This window comes from Streptomyces sp. MUSC 14 (assembly GCF_001866675.1).
Lineage (GTDB): Bacteria > Actinomycetota > Actinomycetes > Streptomycetales > Streptomycetaceae > Streptomyces.
This window is the reverse complement of sequence record NZ_MLYN01000007.1, coordinates 374697-392500: the sequence shown is the minus strand read 5'-3', so window position 1 is coordinate 392500 and position 17804 is coordinate 374697. Positions and strand designations below refer to the sequence as shown.

14 protein-coding genes are annotated in these 17804 nt (G+C 69.1%); 8 read left to right on the top strand and 6 right to left on the bottom strand.

What is annotated here, in order from left to right:
* Positions 1-96: 96 nt before the first annotated feature.
* The 7 genes from BIV25_RS03070 (at position 97) to BIV25_RS03040 (ending at position 5211) form a co-directional block, all read left to right on the top strand.
* Positions 97-1779 (top strand): DUF3560 domain-containing protein, encoded by a 1683-nt coding sequence (locus BIV25_RS03070; protein WP_071370507.1) that lies wholly within the window; start codon positions 97-99, stop codon positions 1777-1779.
* Between the two features lie 71 nt (positions 1780-1850).
* Positions 1851-2492 carry a hypothetical protein gene (locus BIV25_RS03065; protein ID WP_071370506.1) on the top strand — a complete coding sequence of 214 codons (642 nt, stop codon included), beginning with the start codon at positions 1851-1853 and terminating at the stop codon, positions 2490-2492.
* A gap of 62 nt (positions 2493-2554) precedes the next feature.
* The gene (locus BIV25_RS03060) at positions 2555-2983 is read left to right on the top strand and encodes a DUF6197 family protein (RefSeq protein WP_071370505.1); all 429 of its coding nucleotides are present in this window, start codon (positions 2555-2557) and stop codon (positions 2981-2983) included.
* A gap of 44 nt (positions 2984-3027) precedes the next feature.
* Positions 3028-3429 carry a DUF6181 family protein gene (locus BIV25_RS03055; protein WP_071370504.1) on the top strand — a complete coding sequence of 134 codons (402 nt, stop codon included), beginning with the start codon at positions 3028-3030 and terminating at the stop codon, positions 3427-3429.
* Positions 3426-4034 carry a DUF6349 family protein gene (locus tag BIV25_RS03050; RefSeq protein WP_071370503.1) on the top strand — a complete coding sequence of 203 codons (609 nt, stop codon included), beginning with the start codon at positions 3426-3428 and terminating at the stop codon, positions 4032-4034. The genes BIV25_RS03055 and BIV25_RS03050 overlap by 4 nt, the downstream gene beginning before the upstream one ends.
* Before the next feature lie 200 nt (positions 4035-4234).
* Positions 4235-4513, top strand: a complete 279-nt coding sequence (locus tag BIV25_RS03045) for a DUF6211 family protein (RefSeq protein WP_071370502.1) — start codon at positions 4235-4237, stop codon at positions 4511-4513.
* 44 nt (positions 4514-4557) lie between these two features.
* Positions 4558-5211 carry a hypothetical protein gene (locus BIV25_RS03040; RefSeq protein ID WP_236573862.1) on the top strand — a complete coding sequence of 218 codons (654 nt, stop codon included), beginning with the start codon at positions 4558-4560 and terminating at the stop codon, positions 5209-5211.
* Positions 5212-5491: 280 nt separating this feature from the next.
* Here BIV25_RS03040 and BIV25_RS03035 read toward each other — a convergent pair whose 3' ends face one another.
* Together BIV25_RS03035 and BIV25_RS03030 are read right to left on the bottom strand one after the other, a co-directional pair.
* The gene (locus BIV25_RS03035) at positions 5492-5752 is read right to left on the bottom strand and encodes a hypothetical protein (protein WP_071370500.1); all 261 of its coding nucleotides are present in this window, start codon (positions 5750-5752) and stop codon (positions 5492-5494) included.
* 324 nt (positions 5753-6076) lie between these two features.
* Positions 6077-6913: a hypothetical protein gene (locus BIV25_RS03030; protein ID WP_143076574.1), complete on the bottom strand. Its 837-nt coding sequence runs from the start codon at positions 6911-6913 to the stop codon at positions 6077-6079.
* 343 nt (positions 6914-7256) lie between these two features.
* Here BIV25_RS03030 and mobF point away from each other — a divergent pair, with 343 nt between their 5' ends.
* Positions 7257-11705: a MobF family relaxase gene (gene mobF, locus BIV25_RS03025; protein WP_256255550.1), complete on the top strand. Its 4449-nt coding sequence runs from the start codon at positions 7257-7259 to the stop codon at positions 11703-11705.
* Here the strand turns inward: mobF and BIV25_RS03020 are convergent.
* Genes BIV25_RS03020 through BIV25_RS03005 form a run of 4 tightly spaced genes read right to left on the bottom strand, consistent with a single transcriptional unit; the run spans position 11641 to position 17795 of the window.
* Positions 11641-12819, bottom strand: a complete 1179-nt coding sequence (locus BIV25_RS03020) for a hypothetical protein (protein ID WP_071370498.1) — start codon at positions 12817-12819, stop codon at positions 11641-11643. The genes mobF and BIV25_RS03020 overlap by 65 nt on opposite strands.
* Positions 12794-13624, bottom strand: coding sequence for a thiopeptide-type bacteriocin biosynthesis protein (locus BIV25_RS03015; protein ID WP_071370641.1), 831 nt, complete (start codon positions 13622-13624; stop codon positions 12794-12796). Before BIV25_RS03015 ends, BIV25_RS03020 begins: the two co-directional genes overlap by 26 nt.
* Positions 13625-13644: 20 nt before the next feature.
* Complete coding sequence (locus tag BIV25_RS03010) at positions 13645-14889, bottom strand: lanthionine synthetase C family protein (protein WP_071370497.1); 1245 nt, start codon at positions 14887-14889, stop codon at positions 13645-13647.
* Positions 14886-17795, bottom strand: a complete 2910-nt coding sequence (locus tag BIV25_RS03005; RefSeq protein ID WP_071370496.1) for a lantibiotic dehydratase — start codon at positions 17793-17795, stop codon at positions 14886-14888. The genes BIV25_RS03010 and BIV25_RS03005 overlap by 4 nt, the downstream gene beginning before the upstream one ends.
* Positions 17796-17804 lie beyond the last annotated feature (9 nt).

Here is a 17804-nt window from a genome sequence, read left to right as displayed (position 1 = left end):
CGTCCCTCACGGCCCGCGCCCGTGGTGCGGACCGCTTTCAACGCAAGGTCCGCCCTCCGGCCGGACCACAAACTCTCACCAGAAAAGACCAGTTCAGTGACTATCAAGATCACCCACACCCGCCGAGAAGGAACCCTGGTCGAGGGGACCGAGAAGGACGACGAGGCCGGGAAGATCCTCAAGCGCAAGGAGTACGGGCGCCGGGGCGGCCTGGCCTTCCGCTGGGGGCATGACCTTCAGTGCTGGTACCTGCGCCACTCCCGGGATCACGCGGCCGACCGGTGGACGGTCAACAAGCTGCGCGGCTACCTCGAAAAGGCCGGGTACACAGTCGTCGTCGACATCGACGACCACGAGCGGCGCAGCTACGCCGAAGCGGAGGCTGAGCGGATCGAGCGCGCCGAGGCCCGCGCCGAGCGCTTCGACGGCTACGCCGGGAACGCCGCCTCCCGGGCCGAGGCCGCGCACCGGTCCGTTGACGCAATCTCGGAATACATGACCGGCGAGCCGATCAAGGTCGGTCACCACTCGGAGCGCAGGCACCGCCGCGACATCGAACGCCTGGACAACCACATGCGGCGCGGTATCGAGGAAAGCCGGAAGGCTTCCTACTGGGCTGACCGTGCGGCGGCGGCCGAGCACTTCGAGGCGTTCCGCCGCGACCCCAACCGGACCTTGCGGCGCCTGGAGAAGCTGCGCAAGGAGCTCCGCGACATCGAGAAATGGCAGCGCGGAGAGTCCGCATGCGGCTTCACCCGCTCGACCACGCCGGAGGGTCTGGAAACCCTGGCCACTGAGCGGGACGTGGTCCTGGAGAAGATCGCGTTTGAGGAAGCGGTGATCGCTGAGGCTGAAGCCCGGGGCTTCAAGGTGTGGGGGCCCGACGACTTCACGAAGGGCGATTTCGTGAACGCGGGCGGCACCTGGCGCGAGGTGCTGCGGGTGAACAAGAAGAGCGTGACCGTGCCACATCTGCTGACCCGTACCGGTATGGCGGTGATGCGGTCCAGAGACCGCGAGTGCACAGCCGGAACGGTGTACTACGGGCACCCCTCGCCGTGTAAGGGCGGGAAGCGGTGCACCTGCGACACCCAGACCCTTCCGTATGACGCGGTACGCGGATGGGCCAGCGGCGCCGACATCGCGCGCCTTGAAGCGACGGAGCCCGAGCCCGAGGCAGAGCGGACCGTGTGCCCGCACTGCAAGCGCGTGGCGAGGGGCGAGACGCGGTTCAGCACGGCGCGCGGCATGTGCACCGTGTGCGGGTACGCCAAGCCGCAGAACTTCAAGGCCGGGCCCGCCCCGGCGGCCGCCGAACACCAGGAGCAGGCCGAGCAGGCCCCGCCGGTCGAGGAGCCGGAACCGACGGCCGAGACGTGCCCCATGTGCCACTCCAGCCAGTGGCACGCGGAAGAACACCGCTGCGCTCACTGCCACCACGCCCCCGAAGGGAAGCCGACCCCCGCGTCGGCCCCCGCCGCCAGGGCCGACCGGCAGGAGGACGTGGCGCTGGTGCTCATCGCCTCGAAGAACACCCGCCGCTCCCGCAAGCGCGCCTTGTGGGCGATGACACGTCGCGAGGCACAGGCCGTGTGCGGCGACCCCCGCACCTCCGGCCGCTCCTACATGCTCACCTGGACCGATCGGCCCGGCGTTGAAGGTGCCGACTGGGAATGGGTGCCCGACAACGGGAGTCTCGACCCGGTCCTTTCGGACCTGGGCGTCACCCCGCGCCGTGAATGGACCGCCGCCCCTCAGGCCTCGGCCGAGGCCGCGTAACCACGCCCCCGCCCGCCCCGGCGGCCGAGCGCCCCGGGGCGGGCCCTCTCTCACCAGAACAGGGCACCACCATGACCACGCAACTCCTCGAACGACCCGCGACCGTCACCGACACCGAAGCGGGCAGGCTCATCGTCCCCGCGACCGAAGGCACCACTATCCCGACGTTTCGCGTCGGCGCCCCCGACACCCAGTGCCGATACCCCGTGATCATCGGCAATGACCAGGTCATCGGCCGCGCCTACAGGTGGCACCGGGACTGGTTCGTCCTCACCACCGCGGGCGAACACAACCTCCGCCGCCCGCCGAAGGGGACACCCGGCGCCGGCATGGCCGCCGCCCATCTCGCGGAGCAGTACGCCGCCGGTCGGATCGGCGCCATCCCCCTGGACCAGGTGCTCGCCGAGGCCCCCACGCCGTTGTGCGGGCCGGTGCCTCTCCTGCACCCGCGGATGCCGGTCAACGATCGCAACATCGAGGGCGCCCAGATCGCGTTCGCCGGACTCGCGGCCCACCACTGGCGGGCAGTCCTCACCGGGTTCCCCGGCAGCGATAACCACTGGTTCCTCAGCTGCGAATTGTGCCCGTGGGAAGGCCCGAAGTTCTGGAGCCACCTGCGCGGTCGCAACGGAGAGCCGCCGAGCGCGCGCCGTCACAAGGGCGGGTGTATCGGAGAGGACAAGGTCCGCCGGTTGATCACCGCCTACCACTAGCAGCCCCACCGGGGGGGCGGCGGCAGCGCGCCGCCGCCCCCGCTTCCCCGAAGGACAGCACCGTGCCGACCCGCCACACCCCCGAAAGCATCGTCATCGCGGACACCCCCGCCGCGATCCTGCGATGGGCCGCGCTTCACATCGAACACGTCGGCATCCACCAGGGCCCCCGTCTGTTCGCCGGTCCCGGCCGTACGGCCACGTTGCCGTGCTGGCCGCGCGGCGCCCTCCAAGTCGCAGCCGGCCACGGGCGGGGAGCCGCCGGCCGGACCTACGACTGGGACCGCATCGACCGCGCCCGCGACCAGGCGTTCGGCATCCTCGCGGAAACCCTCACCGGTCACCCCGTCGACGCCGACGACCCCGCCGCCGCCAAAGCCCTGCACCGCGAGGCCATCGACCGGTGGAGCGCCGAGCCCGGCCGCACCGCCGCCGACGCCGCCCACGCGTTCCGCACCGCCGCCGCCCGCGCCGAACACGCCCTGTTCTGACCCCCGACGCCCGCCAGCATCCCGAGTCATCGAAGGCCAGCACGATGGACGAGACGACAGAAGCCCGCAGCACCACCAGGACGCCGAGCCGCCGAGGAGCCGCCACCCCCAGCCGGGACGGCGTCCACCGAGTCGGCGTCCCCCTTCAACCCCGGCTCACCGCGGCCGAGCTGATCCGCGTACTCCTCGCGGCCCCGGGGGAAACCGACCTCACCGCCCTCGACCCGGTACGGGTCCGGTCGCTCATCGCCGACGTGCTCACCCAGCACGGCTATGACGTGCTCGACCGATCGCCGTACTACCCGGAGCTCGACCGTCACCAGGACGCCCGCCGGGCCGTGCGCCGCGCGTACGGGTCCCGGTTCCTCGACGCCCCGGACGAACAGGCCGTACTCGCTGATCCTCTGCGCGAAGTGCTCGCCGCCGCCGGGGGTGGGCCATCATGACCGCGACCGTCGCCGAGCCGACCGGAGCACGGGCACGGCAGACGTACTACTGGCGGGTGCGCAACGCGCGGACGCGCCAGTCACCCGGGAGCGCCGGGCAGGCGTGGCACATTCAGCTCGGACACCCAGGCGGCGCGTACAGCGACCTCGGCCATGAGCTGGACCCGCCCGAACACCACGCCCCGACCCTGCTCTCCCGCAGCTGGCCGACCGGCCGCCTGGGGGACGAGCAGGAGTTCCGGGGCGGGTGTCTCGCGTGCGAGTGGGAAGGCCCCGTGCACTCCGGCGACGGGTTCGGGGACGGTGACAACGAGGCGGTAGAGGACGCGCACGACCACTGTTTCCCCGGCTGGCGGGCGCTGCCGCCGATCACCACGGTCGAGGACCGGTGGGCCGTCCCGCGGAGCCGGAGCCGCTGGGCTCAGCTCACCTCCCAGTACCCGGCGGGCTGGATCGACCAGGGCGCCCCCGTCGTGACCTGGCGCCGCTACCGCCGCGAAGCTCACGCCCCGCCGTACACGGGACGCCCCCGCTACGAACTCCGCGTCACCCGGCCACCCATCGACCGGGGCCGACGCCCCACAGATCAAGGGGCCCTCTTCTGATGACCGCCGTCCTCCGGATCAGAGACCCGCCCCGCTCAACCCAAAGGTGGTTTAATTACTCCGCCGTCAGCGGAGCGGGCAACCTCCGACCGGCCGTGCGCCCCACGGGCGCGACGCACCCCAGACAACAAATGACGGCCAGCGCACAAGGGCAACAAGGCGCTGGCCGTCGATGTTCTCTCACCAGAAAGAACCCCACCATGCTATGCGACCGACACCCCGACTGTCCCCAGCCCGGCGACATCGCCCAGCTCACGAGGGGTAACAGCATCGGCGCCGACCCCGGCGACAGCTTCGTCATCGTCGAGGACTTCCCCCCGACCGGCCGGCATCTCGTGCTCAACCTCCCCGTCGACCACCCAGGCCGCGCCGACTGGGCCGCCGCCGTCCCCCTGGCCGACATAGCCACCCTCACCCGGCTCGAACCGGCGGGCAGCCGTACGTGGGCGCCGGCCCCGGACCCGGACGACATCCAGTGACCGTGCCGAGCGGTCACGACCCCGACCAAGAACAGGAGGCGACCGTGTCCCGCAAGACCGGCCGCACGCTCTACTCACGCGCGGACCTGCGCAAGGTCCACGGCATCAGTGAGCCGACGCTTCAGAACCTCTGGACCGACCGGGAGAACAACGGTCACCCGCCCGTCGCGGACACCATCGACGGCGTCATGCACTGGGACGGCGACGTATGGGCGACGTGGCACCACGAGCTTCAGCGGCAGCGCGCCGCCGCGAGCACCACCAACCCGCCGAAGCTCGACGGCGACCCCGAAGAGATGGTCGGCCCCGCCGAAGCTGCGAAGGTCTGCGGGTTCGCCGATTCCACCACCGTCTCCCACTACGTCAAGAACCCGCCCGAGGGGTGGCCCGCGCCCGACGACTGGGACGAGCTACCGACCCGGCGGCGTCCGAAGTGGAAGCGCTGGAGGCTGTGGCAGTACCTCGCGGACCGCAAGGGCCGCGGGCACGCCGGCGGACGGCCCACCGGCCGCCGCGGACTGGCCTACCCGTACCAAGGAGACGAGCGGCTGACCCTCGCACGGCAGGCCATCGCGGCGAACCCCGGGGCGAAGAACGCCGAACTGATCCCGCAGCTCCAGGGGCAGACGGAGAAGACCTACTCCCGCCCGACCTGGAACCTCATCCTCAACTCCGCTCGCGAGCACCCCGAGGAGTGACCCGTGCCCGACACCCGCTGTCCGCGCTGCGGCGGCCCGCTCGGCGAACGGCCCGCGCGTTCCCGGCTGACGACCGAGCGCGCTGCCCTGATCTGCACCCCGTGCGGAACCGACGAAGCGGTCCGTGAAGCGGGAAGAAAGTCGCCGATCCCGTTTGGTGACTGGCCTTTCCTAGCCAGCTGACTGTGCACGCCATGTGCTGGCCTTCGAGCCAAGGAACCGAGTGGGGCGGGCTGTCAGCCCGCCCCACTCGCGCATCAGGGGTCCGACGGTGCGAGACCTATGAGAGGAGCAGAGACAGTGCGCCGAGGAGCAGAGTCATCGTGGCGATGAACGTGCCTCCTCCCACGGTTAACGCTGACAAGAAGCTCCCCTTGACGGCATACAAAAGGAACGCCGTCGTAAGAGCGACCACGAGGGAGAAGAGCGCGGCGATGACGACAAGCATCAGCCGGGTTTTGAAGTTCGGCACCATGCGGGTCTGGACCCAATCCAACTCGCGGTGGTCGAGCCTGACGCAAGGCAGCCCCAGCCCGACCACCTAACAACAGTGGCCATGAGCTGAGGACCCGCCGACGTTTCAGATCCGCACGGAGCCGACCCGCAACTACCGGCTACCTCCAAGCTGACCAGAGCTGAATCTCGCAGCGTTGAGGGCTTCGAGTGTGTTTCGTTCTCCCGGCACGTCGACCCCGCTAGAACGAAGACCTTAAGACAGGATTCCCGCCCTGCCGTCGGCCTCGTGCTCGTCTTGCTTGAGCCCGTCTATCGTGGCACGGCCGAACCGCCACAGGCGGGCTATCTGGCGAAGTTCTGCCGATGAGATGCGGTTAGGAGCCCGCGGAGGCGCTGTCTTCACGATCCTTCACGCCACGGTGTCGATCTTGGCCGAGCACGCAGTGCGCAGCATGTTCAACTGCGCGACGGCATCCCGGTGCGGTGGTGCACCGGGGTTGCTGATCGCCTTCATCACCAACGCCTCCAACGACCTCCGTGTTTCGGAGGGGATGATGAAGGTCCCGCACAGGTGGAATCCAGTCTCGACCCTGTTGCGGAGCGTTCTGTTCAGCTCGTCCCAGGCATCCTCGGCGGCGTCCCGGAGCTGCCTTCGATCAGCCATCGGGCCGCGGGACAGCCTGTCCAAGCAGCGCTCCATCTTCTGCGCACGCGCATCCACTTCCGTTGCGAGCTTCCGCACGCGTGCGAAGACCTTCAACGACGCGACCACCAGACCGATCACCACGCTGAGACACGTGGTGAAGACGCCAGGGGCGTAACGTCCAGGGATCGGCAGCTCACGGATCCAGCAGACGGCGCCCACGGTTCCACAGCACATCGCGGACACCTGAAGGGCTGCTGCCCACGTGAGGCGCCCCCGTAGACGCTCGTAGGCAAATGAGGTCGGCTCCCGCACGCCTCCGCCTACGTGGAAGCACCAGATCATCACCAGGGCCAGGCCGGCTTCAGCGGGCTGGTCGGGCAGGAAACTAGCCGCCGCCACCACGACCAGGCCAAGAGCGACCACATACCCGGCCATCGGCACGAACGTGATCACTCGATGCCAGGTTTCGGAGCGGTCCACGAACCACGGCTTCACGACCCAATACGAACCGAGCAGCAGGAGTGCCGAGAACAAGGCCGAGCCGCGGAACAGTGCCAACGAGGCACTGCTGAGCGCCGCAACCGCGAGGGCAACGGCCACACCGACGCCGGTCGCCCCAGCCCACAGCCGCCAGTGGGCCGGGCGAGCCGCGGCCCGGGGGGATACGGACTCAGGTGTCACGGAGGATCTCCTTGCGTCGGTTGGCGCTTGCTTTCCTCAGCGCCACTGCCGTCGAGGAAAGCAGGCGCTACTGACAATCCGAGCGCGAGCTGCTCGGTAACAGCGAAAACCGAAGCCGTATCCCGCCCAATTCTCAGAGCAGAGAGCCTCTCGGCTCTGACCGATCCTCAAAATGAAGGACCAAGGTATCGTCACTTCGTGACGATACAATCGGCCAAGATGACTGAATCTGGCCAGTTGAGAGCGGGGGGTGAGCGGGCCGATGGGATGGGTGACCATGATCGGCCCGTCCGACGAGCAGGTTGAGTACCGCCTTACCGGCGGTCACGGCTGCGGGAAGTCCACCACGGTCGACGCGGCCCCCCTCGTCGCCGCCATTGAGGCCAAGGCCGCAGCAGCGGGCGCTCCCGTCGCGTCCCTGCTCGGCTCCCGCGAGGCCAAGCGTGCCTTCTTCCGCGCCCGCGGACTGATCCGCAGCAAGGGCACGGCGCGGTTCACCGGGTTCGACGCCGTCGAAGTCGCTGCCGCGGCCGGGCTCGAAGTCCGCGACCTCTACGGCGAACAGGCCATTCCTCCACGGGCCGCCGACGGACAGGTGGACTACCACCTGGACGCCAGCGAACGCCCCCTGGTGTGGATCGGCAACGGCCTCACCGAGTTCGACATCACCCCCGGCAGCATCCTCGCCCCCGAGCACTTCCAGGCTGCCCGCCGCCTCATGCACGGTGAGGACCCTCGGACCGGGCAGACCCTCGTGGAACCCAAGCTCGCCATCGCACCGGCCGCAAAGCTCCCCGCCGCCCCACTGGCCCGCGCCATCCGCCGCGCCGCCGCCGAACGCAGCGTGAACCCTGTGACCCTGCTGGACTCCAAGCGCAAGCAGGACGCCTTCCGCAGGATGGAGAGCCAGCTCAAGCGGTTCGGTGAATCGCACCGCATCCCCGCCTCCACCCTTCTCAAACTCGCCGACGCCGTCGGCATCGACGCCGTCGACCTGTATGGCGAAGTCACATTGGAGAAGGCCATGGCCGCCGAGGCGGGCGGCCACCTTGATGCCCGCGCACTCCTGCGTGCCGTCGAGGCCCGTGCCACCGAAACCGGGCAGGAGCCCGCCGACCTGTTCGCCGCCGCGTCCATGAAGCGCCGGTACGTGCAGACCGCGGGCGAGGGGGAACGCCGTCTTCGGGACCTGCCGATGGATGTCCGCGAAGCCGTCGCCATGGTCAAGGCGGCAGGGCTCATGCCCGAGGATGTGTGGGACGCCGAGGAGATCAAGGCCGCCCTCCTCGAAGGCCGTGTGCAGGTTGGCAACTTCGGCGCCGACACCACCTTGGACCTCTCGAAGTCGAAATCGGCGTTCCTCGCTTACGCGCCCAAGGAGATTGCCGCCCAGGTCGAGGGCATCTACACCTCCGCTGGCCGCGAGTCCATCGGCGCCCTGGAACGGTGGACCGCGTACGCCATGCGCGGCCACCACGGCGACGGCGACGAAGCGGAGACCGTGGAGACGAGCGGGTTCTCCGGCTGGATGATGGTGCACCGCGCCGCCCGCCCCGTGGACGGTGCCCCGTACGGCGATCCCCACTTCCACCTGCACTTCACTCTGGCCAACATGGTCAAGGGCGCTGACGGCAAGTGGTCCACGATGGCCAGCGGGGGCCGCGACCTCCACCGGCACGCCCGCGCGACCCAGTCACTCATGAACGCCCGCATCCGCAGGGAGCTGACAGACCAGTTCGGCATCAGCTTCCGCCGCGAGGAGCGGACCGGCGCGTGGGAGATCGCGGCGATTCCCGAGTCCACGATCCGCCTGTTCAGTAAGCGCGACGGCCAGGTCCGGGACCTGTTGACGAAGCTGGGCATCGACTACGACAGCGCCACGACCCGTGAGCGCACCGCCGCTTCTACCGCGTCTAAGGCTGCGAAGAACGGCGAAGCCGCTGGTGTCGAGGACGACGTGCTGCGCGCCTACTGGCAGGCCGAAGGTCGCGCTGCCGGTGACGATCCAGAAGCCATCGCAGCCAGCGCGGTGGGGCAGGACCGAGCGGACCAGAACCCCGGTCTGGACGAACTGTGCGCCCAGGTCTTCGACCCGAAGACCGGCTTGACCAGCCACTCCAAGGAGTTCACCCACGCCGCCGCGATCGCCGCCGTACTGGACGCTCTCCCGTACGGAGTCGCGAACGCTGACGAAGCCGAACAGCTCACCAACTCCGTCCTCCGGCACGCCGGATACGCGGTCCAACTGAACCCGAAGGGCGCCCAGCACTTCACGCACGCCGACCGGTACACGACGGCGGACGTCGTGGCCGCAGAAGCACTGATCGTCTCCGAGACCACGAACCGTCTCAACGAGCAGGCCGCCATCGTCAGCCGCGACACGGCCGACATGACCCTGTCCACCGTCGAGGCCCAGCACGGCGGCAGCTTTGCGTTCTCCGACGAACAGCGTGCCGTCCTCGAACGGCTGCTCACGGCCGGGCACGGAATCGATGCCGTGGTGGGCATCGCCGGATCAGGCAAGACCACGATCATGAACACCGCGCGTACGGCATGGGAGTCCCACGGCCTGGTCATCGCCGGCGCGAGCACGGCCGCCGTCGCCGCCGCGAACCTGAAGGCCGAGGCGGGCATCGAGTCCCGCACCCTCGCATCCTGGCTCACCGGCATCCGCAACGGCGGCTCCGGCCTCACCGGTGTTGACGTGTTGGTCATCGACGAGGCCGCCATGTGCGATGACCGTGACATCGCCGAACTCCTCACCCACGCCGCGGAGACCGGAACGAAGGTCGTCGGCATCGGCGACCCCAAGCAGCTCCACTCGCCCGGCATCGGCGGGTCCTTCGCTGCCGTGCACCACATCGTCGGCGGGCTCAGCCTCAACGAAAACTTCCGACAGAAGGACTTGGTCGAGCGCCGGGCACTGGAGCTATGGCGCGACGACAAGCGGGTGGAAGCCCTCCGTACCTTCGCCGGGACGGGCCGCGTGCACGCCCTCGCGGACAAGGACGCCACTCTCGCTGCGATGCTCACCGTCTGGGCCGACAAGCGCGCCGCGCACACCGACGACCACACCGCCGTGCAGCAGCTCCTCATGCTGGCTGCCACCAACGAGGTCGTGGAGGAACTGAACGTTGGGGCCCGCGCCCTGCGGAAGGCGGGCGGCGACCTCACGGGGCAGGAACACGTCTACGCCCTCCCCGGCGGTGGGGAACTGACGCTGTCCGTCGGGGACCAGGTCCTCCTTCGGGCCAACGACTACCGGGGTAAGCGAAGCCGTGGTGAGCACGAGGACGTGCTGAACGGGTACCGGGGGATCGTGCGTGCCGTCGATGAGGAGCGCCGGGTCCTGGTCGAGTGGCGGGAGAAGACCGCCGACGGCCATCGAGACGTCGCCGAATGGGTCGACGCCGACTACATCGCGCAGGGCGGCCTCAGCCTCGGGTACGCGATCACCGGCCACAAGTCCCAGGGCCTGAGCGTCCAAGAGGCCCTGGTCTACGGTCCGGGCGCGCAGGCGAATGCGCTCTACACGATGATGAGCCGCGACAAGAAGGAGTCACACCTCTTCCTGCCGCTGTCCGTCTACGAAACCGACGCCGACCGTGCCCGCGGAGGCGACGCGCTCACCGAGCAGGAACAGCTTGACCGCGCTGTCGCGGGTCTCATCCGAGAGATCGAGAGCGGCACCGAGGAGCGCATGATCCTCACCGAACTCCCGAAGAACGCGGTCCCCGCCCACGTTCGGCAGGCGGTAGCCGATCTGCCGACCCCGCGCGCTCCTGGAACCGGTGACACGCACGATACAGACGGCCCCGAGGACGCGCCGGAGCCCGAAGAAACGCATAGCCCGAGTACCACGGAGCGGCCCACGGCGCCGGCCTCAGCACCGGACATCGCGCCGACGGCTGACCGTCCGTACGCACATCTCAGCAACGCGGCCCTGCGCGACGCTGCACGCAAGGCTGCCACGGCCGCGCGTGCCACTAGGACGGCGGCAGAGAAGGCGGAGGCGGCAGCCGAACGCGCCGAACAGCAAGCCGCCGCTGGAACCGGCCCGAACGTGCTCGCGCTCGACCGTCGCCAGCAGGACATTGCCCACCGCGCTGCCGCGATCGGTGAAGTTCAAGCGCTGAGGGGGGTTGTCGCCGAACGGACCGCTGATCTACGTGGCGTCGAGGAACGTCTTGAAAGGCTCCAACAGCAGCTGAATGCCACCGGTCGATTCGGGCGACCAGTGTTGCGCGGGGACGACCGGAGCACAGTCGAAGCCGACCGTGGCGAACTGTTTCACGGGTACGAGGAGGCCGTGCGTGAGTTGGAGCAGTTGACCGGGCGGCTCCGCGAGGCGTCCGAGTCCGCAGGTCCCGCCGATGAGTTCGACGCCGTGCTCATCGAGGCGAACATGTCCGAGCAGGACAAGATCAGCCTGCGGCGACGAGCCCAGGAGAAGGACAACCAGGGCGCCAAGCACCTCCGTGGGGATGCAGTCAGGGCGCGGAATACCGCTCGCGGTGCTGAACACCGAGCATCTGGTCTCAAAGATGAGATGGCACGGCGGGTTCAGCACGGGCGTCAGCAGTCCGATGTTGAAGAGTCCCCGACGCGGTACGTCGCGAAGCCGGAATCTCCGTACGCCAGCCGCACTACGGCGGAGTTCTCGCATCCTGATCAGTCTCCGGATGGCGCTCCGGACACGCCAACGATGTAGAAGACGGACTGGCGAGACTTTCCCGGATGACGAGTCGACTGGTCCGCAAGGCACCGTCGATCTGGGCCCGGACTTCCGGAGGGAGGACGCCAGATTGCAGGGCACAGGCGCTCAGCAGGCGCAGGCAGCCCTTCGCCTCCGCATCGGTCGCCAGCTCTTTGGACAGTGAGTGCGAGAGCGCGTCACGGGCGGCGTATCCATCATTCGACTCAAGCGCTCGGCGGTGCAGGTCAGCGACCACGTGCTGGGCGGCCGGATCTTCAGGTGAGTCGATCAGGTCCAGTACGACAAGGCCGAGCCGGGCGCGGAATGCTGCCAGGCCCTCCAAGGCTGGGTAGTCGAGATACGTGGTGACCAGGTCCTGAAGGGAGTGCTGCCACGGTCGCCCGGCGACGCGGTGACACAGAACCGTCAGGCAGCCCGCAACCATGGCTTCCTCCGGCTCTCCCGGCTTTGTCCCCATCAGCAGGTGATCGGCGTGGGTGGCGTCACCGGTTGCGAGAGCAGCGAGGACGGCGACTTGGCGGCCGTCAAGCATTCGTTGGGCGAGGCCACGGTGGTGCTGAATGTGATTGAGGGCATCGTTCCAGTGGCCGGCGCTCGTGAGCGCGCGTGTTCCGTCGGCGAGGAGGACCGCCCATAACCAGGTGCGCACCTTCTTGCGGTCGGCTTCCGTGGCCACGAGGTTCGCAGGGATGGCAATGCTCTCGACCTGCGTGGGCTTGTCGTGGGTGATGCCGTGGAACAGGGTCAGGAGGAGTTGACGCCCCGTGTCTGGATGCCCGGCACGGAGCTGGAGGCGTACCAGGTTGACTGCCGGTTCGAGCGCGCGCACGGCCGCCTTGGGGGACAACGGCGTGGCGCATAGGTAGGCGGCAGCGTGTTGTGTGCACATGGTGCGGGCGAGATCGGGAAGTCCGATGTCCGAGGCGATCAGCGCGGCCTGGTTGAAGACCGTGGAGGCCACGCTTGGGTTGTTCTGCTTCTGAGCCGTGTCCGCGAGTTCGGCCAGTGCCTGGACTCGCTGGGGCAGGGGGAGGCAGGCGGGGCGGGGACGAGCGACGAGCGGGAACCGCTGGGCGACGCTGTTATGGAGTTTCCACACGGTCCGCATTACTCCTCTCTGTGGCCGGGTCTGGGCCGAAGACGACGGTCTTCGCCGCTGCCGTGAGGGTGGCCTGTGTGCCGTAGGGAAGGCCGAGTCGGTTCCAGGCGAAAATCACATGGTGGGCAAGGACATCTCGTAGCCCGCGGTGGAGTTGGCCGTTGTCGTTGAGGCGGGCCAGGTCGCTTCCCGCATCGTTGTAGGCCGAGACCCATCCGGTGGCCGCTGCCAAAGGACCGCCGGGCTGCCCCGCGTACTTGGGGTCCACGGAGAGCAAACGGCGCACGGCGGTGTGCAACTGGTCGTTGCTGTTCTGCTCGGAGCCCGGTGGCAGCGCGCGGTGGGCGGCGACGCGTGCCCAGACGTCGCCCTGCTCGTACCAATCCAGCCCGGCGGCGCGCATCATGAGGCTGAACAGCATCAGGGAGGTCTCGCGTCTGTGCCGGGCGGCGTCACCGCGGAGGTAGTCCAGGAGATTGCGGCTGTCGCGGTGGAAGAAGCGGTGTGCTGCGTCCATGGACTGAGCGCCGCCGAAGGCGTGCACCTCGGGCTCGTAGATGATCTCCGTCCACCCCGTGAGCTGTCCGGCTGAGACCAGCTCATCGAGACGCTGGTCTATGGGGTTCTCTGCGCCGGCGACAGGTATGTAGCGGATGCGCCAGCAGGGAACCTTTCGGATGATGAACCACGTGGTGATGGCGCCGACGGCCTCTGCAGTGCGAAGGAGTGGTGCGAGTTCGGCAACGGCGGTGGTCTCGGCGTGCTCCCAGTCCGGGAATGCCACGTTGACCTGACGCCAGGCGGGTTGGGTCATGAAGTGGTCCTCCGTGGTGTTCAAGCCAAGGCGAGGAAGGTGTCCCAGTGGGGAGCAGGCGCGTGGTTCGTACCGAGGGTGTGCAGGGCGAGTGCCGCGCCAGCGGCTCCGTCGAGGAGTTCCGGGTCGTGATCGTCTTGTTCGAGTGTCGCGATCAGCCGCTCGGCGAGGTGCGGTAGCTCTGCGGCGATCTCGGGGTTGTCGGTCTCGGCTGCCATGCGCCACGCCGCGTGCAGGAGTCCGGCCATGCCGTGGCACAGCCCGATCTCGGGGAGCTTGGCCTGCTGGTGCGGGTCGCGCAGGGCGTCGAGGATCGCGTTCTCTGCCAGCCGCACACGGGTCGCGTCTCCGAGGGCGAGACCAGCCAGCTGCTGGGCACGGGCGGTGCCGCTGGCTCCGTAGCACCAGGAAGGCCGGGGGCGGAGTTCGGCGTGAACGTGTTGGTCGGCCGCCTGCTGAGCAGTGATCTGGCCGGGCCACCAGGGATGGGTGTCGTTGCCCTGTCGCCAGCGGTCGGTCCAGGCACAGATCCGTCCGATGGCGTCAGCCAGGCCGGGCAGGGTCACCCCGTAGATCAGGGCCTGCGAAAGTACGGACAAAGCAGCGCCGATGCCGTGGGCAAGTCCGAAGTTGCCGTGTCCGCCGGGGTAGTCAGGGTGGGGCGCCCCGGTGGGGGCGACGTCCATCCACCAGGGCGGCAGTCCGGCCAGGCCGGGCAGGGGTTCGGTTAGCCGCGCGAGGTAGGCCAGTAGGTCGCGGGTGATCTCGTGGTGAGGGTGGCGGCTGAGGTGATAGGCGCCGAGGCCGGAGAGACCCTGAATCAGGTCGAACTCTTCCATCGGCGGGCGTTCGGCACGGTCGATGCGTTGGTGGGCGGTGGCGAGCCGGGTTTTGGTGACAGCGAGGGTGGCCGCGTCCAGGCGCTCCAGGAGCCGCAAGTATCGGGTTGACGCGCTCGCCGCGCGATGCGTGATGAACGCGAGGGCGGGAGCACCGAAGTACAGGTTCGCGTTGGCCGCAGCGCTGATGTCGCCGTCCACAGCCGCAGCCAGCCATGCGTGCGCGATCTCCCAGGAACCGCGGCCGGCACGAGCCCGCTCGATGTGCAGAAGCGCGATGCCTGAAGCGCCTCCTGCGAGCGACTGGGGCCAGGCCCGGCCACCGGCGGGCCGACCGTGCGGCCACGCGGTGGCCGGGTCGGCCAGGGCATCGGCCACCTTGTCGGCGGCCGACAGCACGGCGGGAGCAGGGGCTGTCGTGGTCACGGTGTTCTCCTTGCTCGTGCCGTCCAGCTCAGAGCTGCGGCCCTGGCCAGGTGCAGGTGTGCGCGCTCCTCTGGCAGACCGGGGCCTTGCATCCGTACGTGGTGAAGGTGCAGAAGATCGGGCAGTAGATCGCCGGGATTCGCGTCCGCCTCCACGAGCGCACGGGCATAGTCGGCCAGAGCTATCCGTCGTGCGGCCCATGCCGTGACGGTTAGTTGGTCCAAACCGGCGGGGTGCGTGTGCACCAGGTCGACGGCCTGTCGGTAGACCGCGCGGGGAGGGGCGGTCGAGTTGGTTCGGGTGCGCTCGATGAGCCAGTGCATCGCCGCGGTGCGGTTGCCCAGCAGGCCGGCGGCGATGTCCACCATGCTGGCAGCGGTCACTGCACGGGCGTCCGGCGCGTTCTTCGGCCCGGCGGCGGCGAGTTGGGCCAGCGCGGCGGCGGAGTCGGCGGCGAAGTACGCCTCGGCCGCATCGATCGCCGCGGGGCCGCCGAACCGCGCGGTCTCCGGATGGTAGGTCTCCAAGCTGGCGTGGGCGATCAGTCCACGGCGGCGAAGCTGCTCGGTCCACTCGCCGATGCGCTCGAAGGCCGCACCGAGGGTTCGCGATGCGCAGGTCAGGCGAAGGCGAAGGTGATCGTCGGGGTCGGGGTAGCGGACGAACCAGCAGCGGGAGTCGTCACCCAGGTCGCTGAGCAGGGGCGGCAGGTGCCGGGTCAGGATGGAGTTTTGCCGGTCTCGGTGTCCGTGGAGCTGGAGATAGAGGCGGTTTCCGCTGCCGGGTAGGTGCCCGTGTTCGCGGGCCACGACGTGGGGTGTTGTCGCACGCACGGGTACGCGGTTCTGCTCTGTGATCAGGGGAATCACGGCTTCGTGGGCACGGCCGTCGATCCACCCCAGCGCCTTGGGCCCTGGGGCAGGGTGCAAGGTCGCCCTGCCGTCGCGGTCGAGGTGGGAGCGGAGCAGGGCCCGGTGGGAGGGCTCGGTCAGGTCCAGAGCAATGCGCTGGTCGGCCTCGCTCAGGTACACGTGCTGGGGAAGGTGCATGTCGCTGCACCACCGGGTCAGGACTTCGTCCCACTCCGGCCACGGTGCCGATGCGCGGGGCAGGTCGTCACGGTCGAGGAGCCAGCGAGCCGGCGACAGGATCGTGCGGCCGTAGCGCAACGCGGGCAGGAACGGAAGGTTCGAGGCAGCCGTGCCCCACAGGAACCCGGTGCAGGGCACGGCGAGCGCGACCGGTGCCTCGGCCAGAAACCGCGTGAGCGGATGTGAATGCAGTCCGAGGTCCACGGCGTTGAGCAACAGCGTGTGCACCGGGCGGCGGCGGGAGAGCGAGACGAGGTGGAGCTGTTCGGCGTCGGCGGTGACGGCCAGGTCCGTCACCGGAATCAAGCGGGTATCCGGGCTCCGATATTCGCCCAGCGAGATGACCAGATCGGTCGCCTGCGGGGCGCGTGCGACGTTTTCCGCACGGACGGATAGAGGGGTAGCACTGATCTGGGCCACGAGCGCGTCGTGGTGCACTCCGGGAAGCCCGGCGTACACGTCGGTCATGCGGCGCCGGTCATCATCGGACAGCAGGTCGAGAAAGCGGCCGGTGGTGGCCCCGGCCGAACGCGCCACGCCGACGACATGCAGGGTGAACTCCCCTCGCTGGAGCGCGGCGGTGTCAACGGCCTCGATGCGTACGGTCACCTCGGTGCTGGGCTGGACCGGATGGCCGGGGTCGGTGCTGGCCAGGTTTTCCAGCGCGGCGTCTTCGAGCACGACCTCAGTACGGCCTTGGACGGCGGCGACGTGGGCGAGCTTGATGAGGCGGCTGTCCCGAGCGGGCAGCGGGGAGAGCGCCGACGCGGTGGTGGCGCCGAGGTAGCCGGGCGGGTATCCCAGCGCGTCAATGGCGTCCAGGACGGGGACAACCGTGCGCGGCCCATACCGGTCGAGGAACCCGGCGTGCCATTCGGTCCAGCCGGTCAGCGCAGAGCGCGGCGCGAGCCGGGTGAGGGCCTTCGCTGCCGTGGCCGCCTCGTGGGCTACCACGTCCGGGATGGTCAGGTCCCAGTCCAGACGAAGGTCGATCACGGGCCGGCGAGCTTCGCCCAGCTCGATCCTCTCGGCAGTAGACAGGTGGTGTGCGTGGTCGTCGAGGCCGGTGAGCGGGTCGGGCGTCGTCATCGCGGGCCGCAGACTGGTGAGCAGGATCCGTTGCTGGACCAGGCCCCCGAGGAGCTTGTCTATCGCTGCAGGCGGGGCGTCGGGGAAGTCGACGGCGAGCTTCGCCGCGAGATCACTCCACGGGATCGGGTTCCGTGCCCCGTTCAGGGCTCCGCGCACGGGCGCCGTCATGCGTATCCGTACGTGCTCAGGGCCGACATCGCGCTTCCCGCTAGGCCGATACTCGATCACCACGTGATCGTCGAGTTCGACGGTGAGGCTGGAGGTGAGCAACATCAGACGCGGTTGTAGTGCGGGGTGCTGCTCGAAGCGGTCGGCAAGGATCGTGGCGTGCGCGGCGTCTGCTCTGGCCGCGGGACGGTGTGCGCGGCCGACGCGCACCACGGGCGTGCCACCTATTCGCGCAGCTGCAACCCCGGCGAACAGACCGAACGGCGTGGCGCGCGTACGGGCGCGCAGCAGGTAGCGCAGAACGGCGAGCACGGTACGGCGCACGGTGGCATCCGGCAGCGAGCGGCCGGTGCAGACCTGCTCGACTTGCTCCGTAAGGTCGGGACTGGCGGCCATGACGGCAGCGGCGAACTCGGCGCTGGACCAGATCTTCTCTAGCCACGTTCGCCACGATGCTGCGTTCGCAGCGGCGCTCACGAGGTCGGGCCAGTCGATCTGCTGGTCAGGGTGGCTCGCAGCGCCTCGGATCAGCGCTGCATCGGCATGGCGGTACATGTGCCTCTC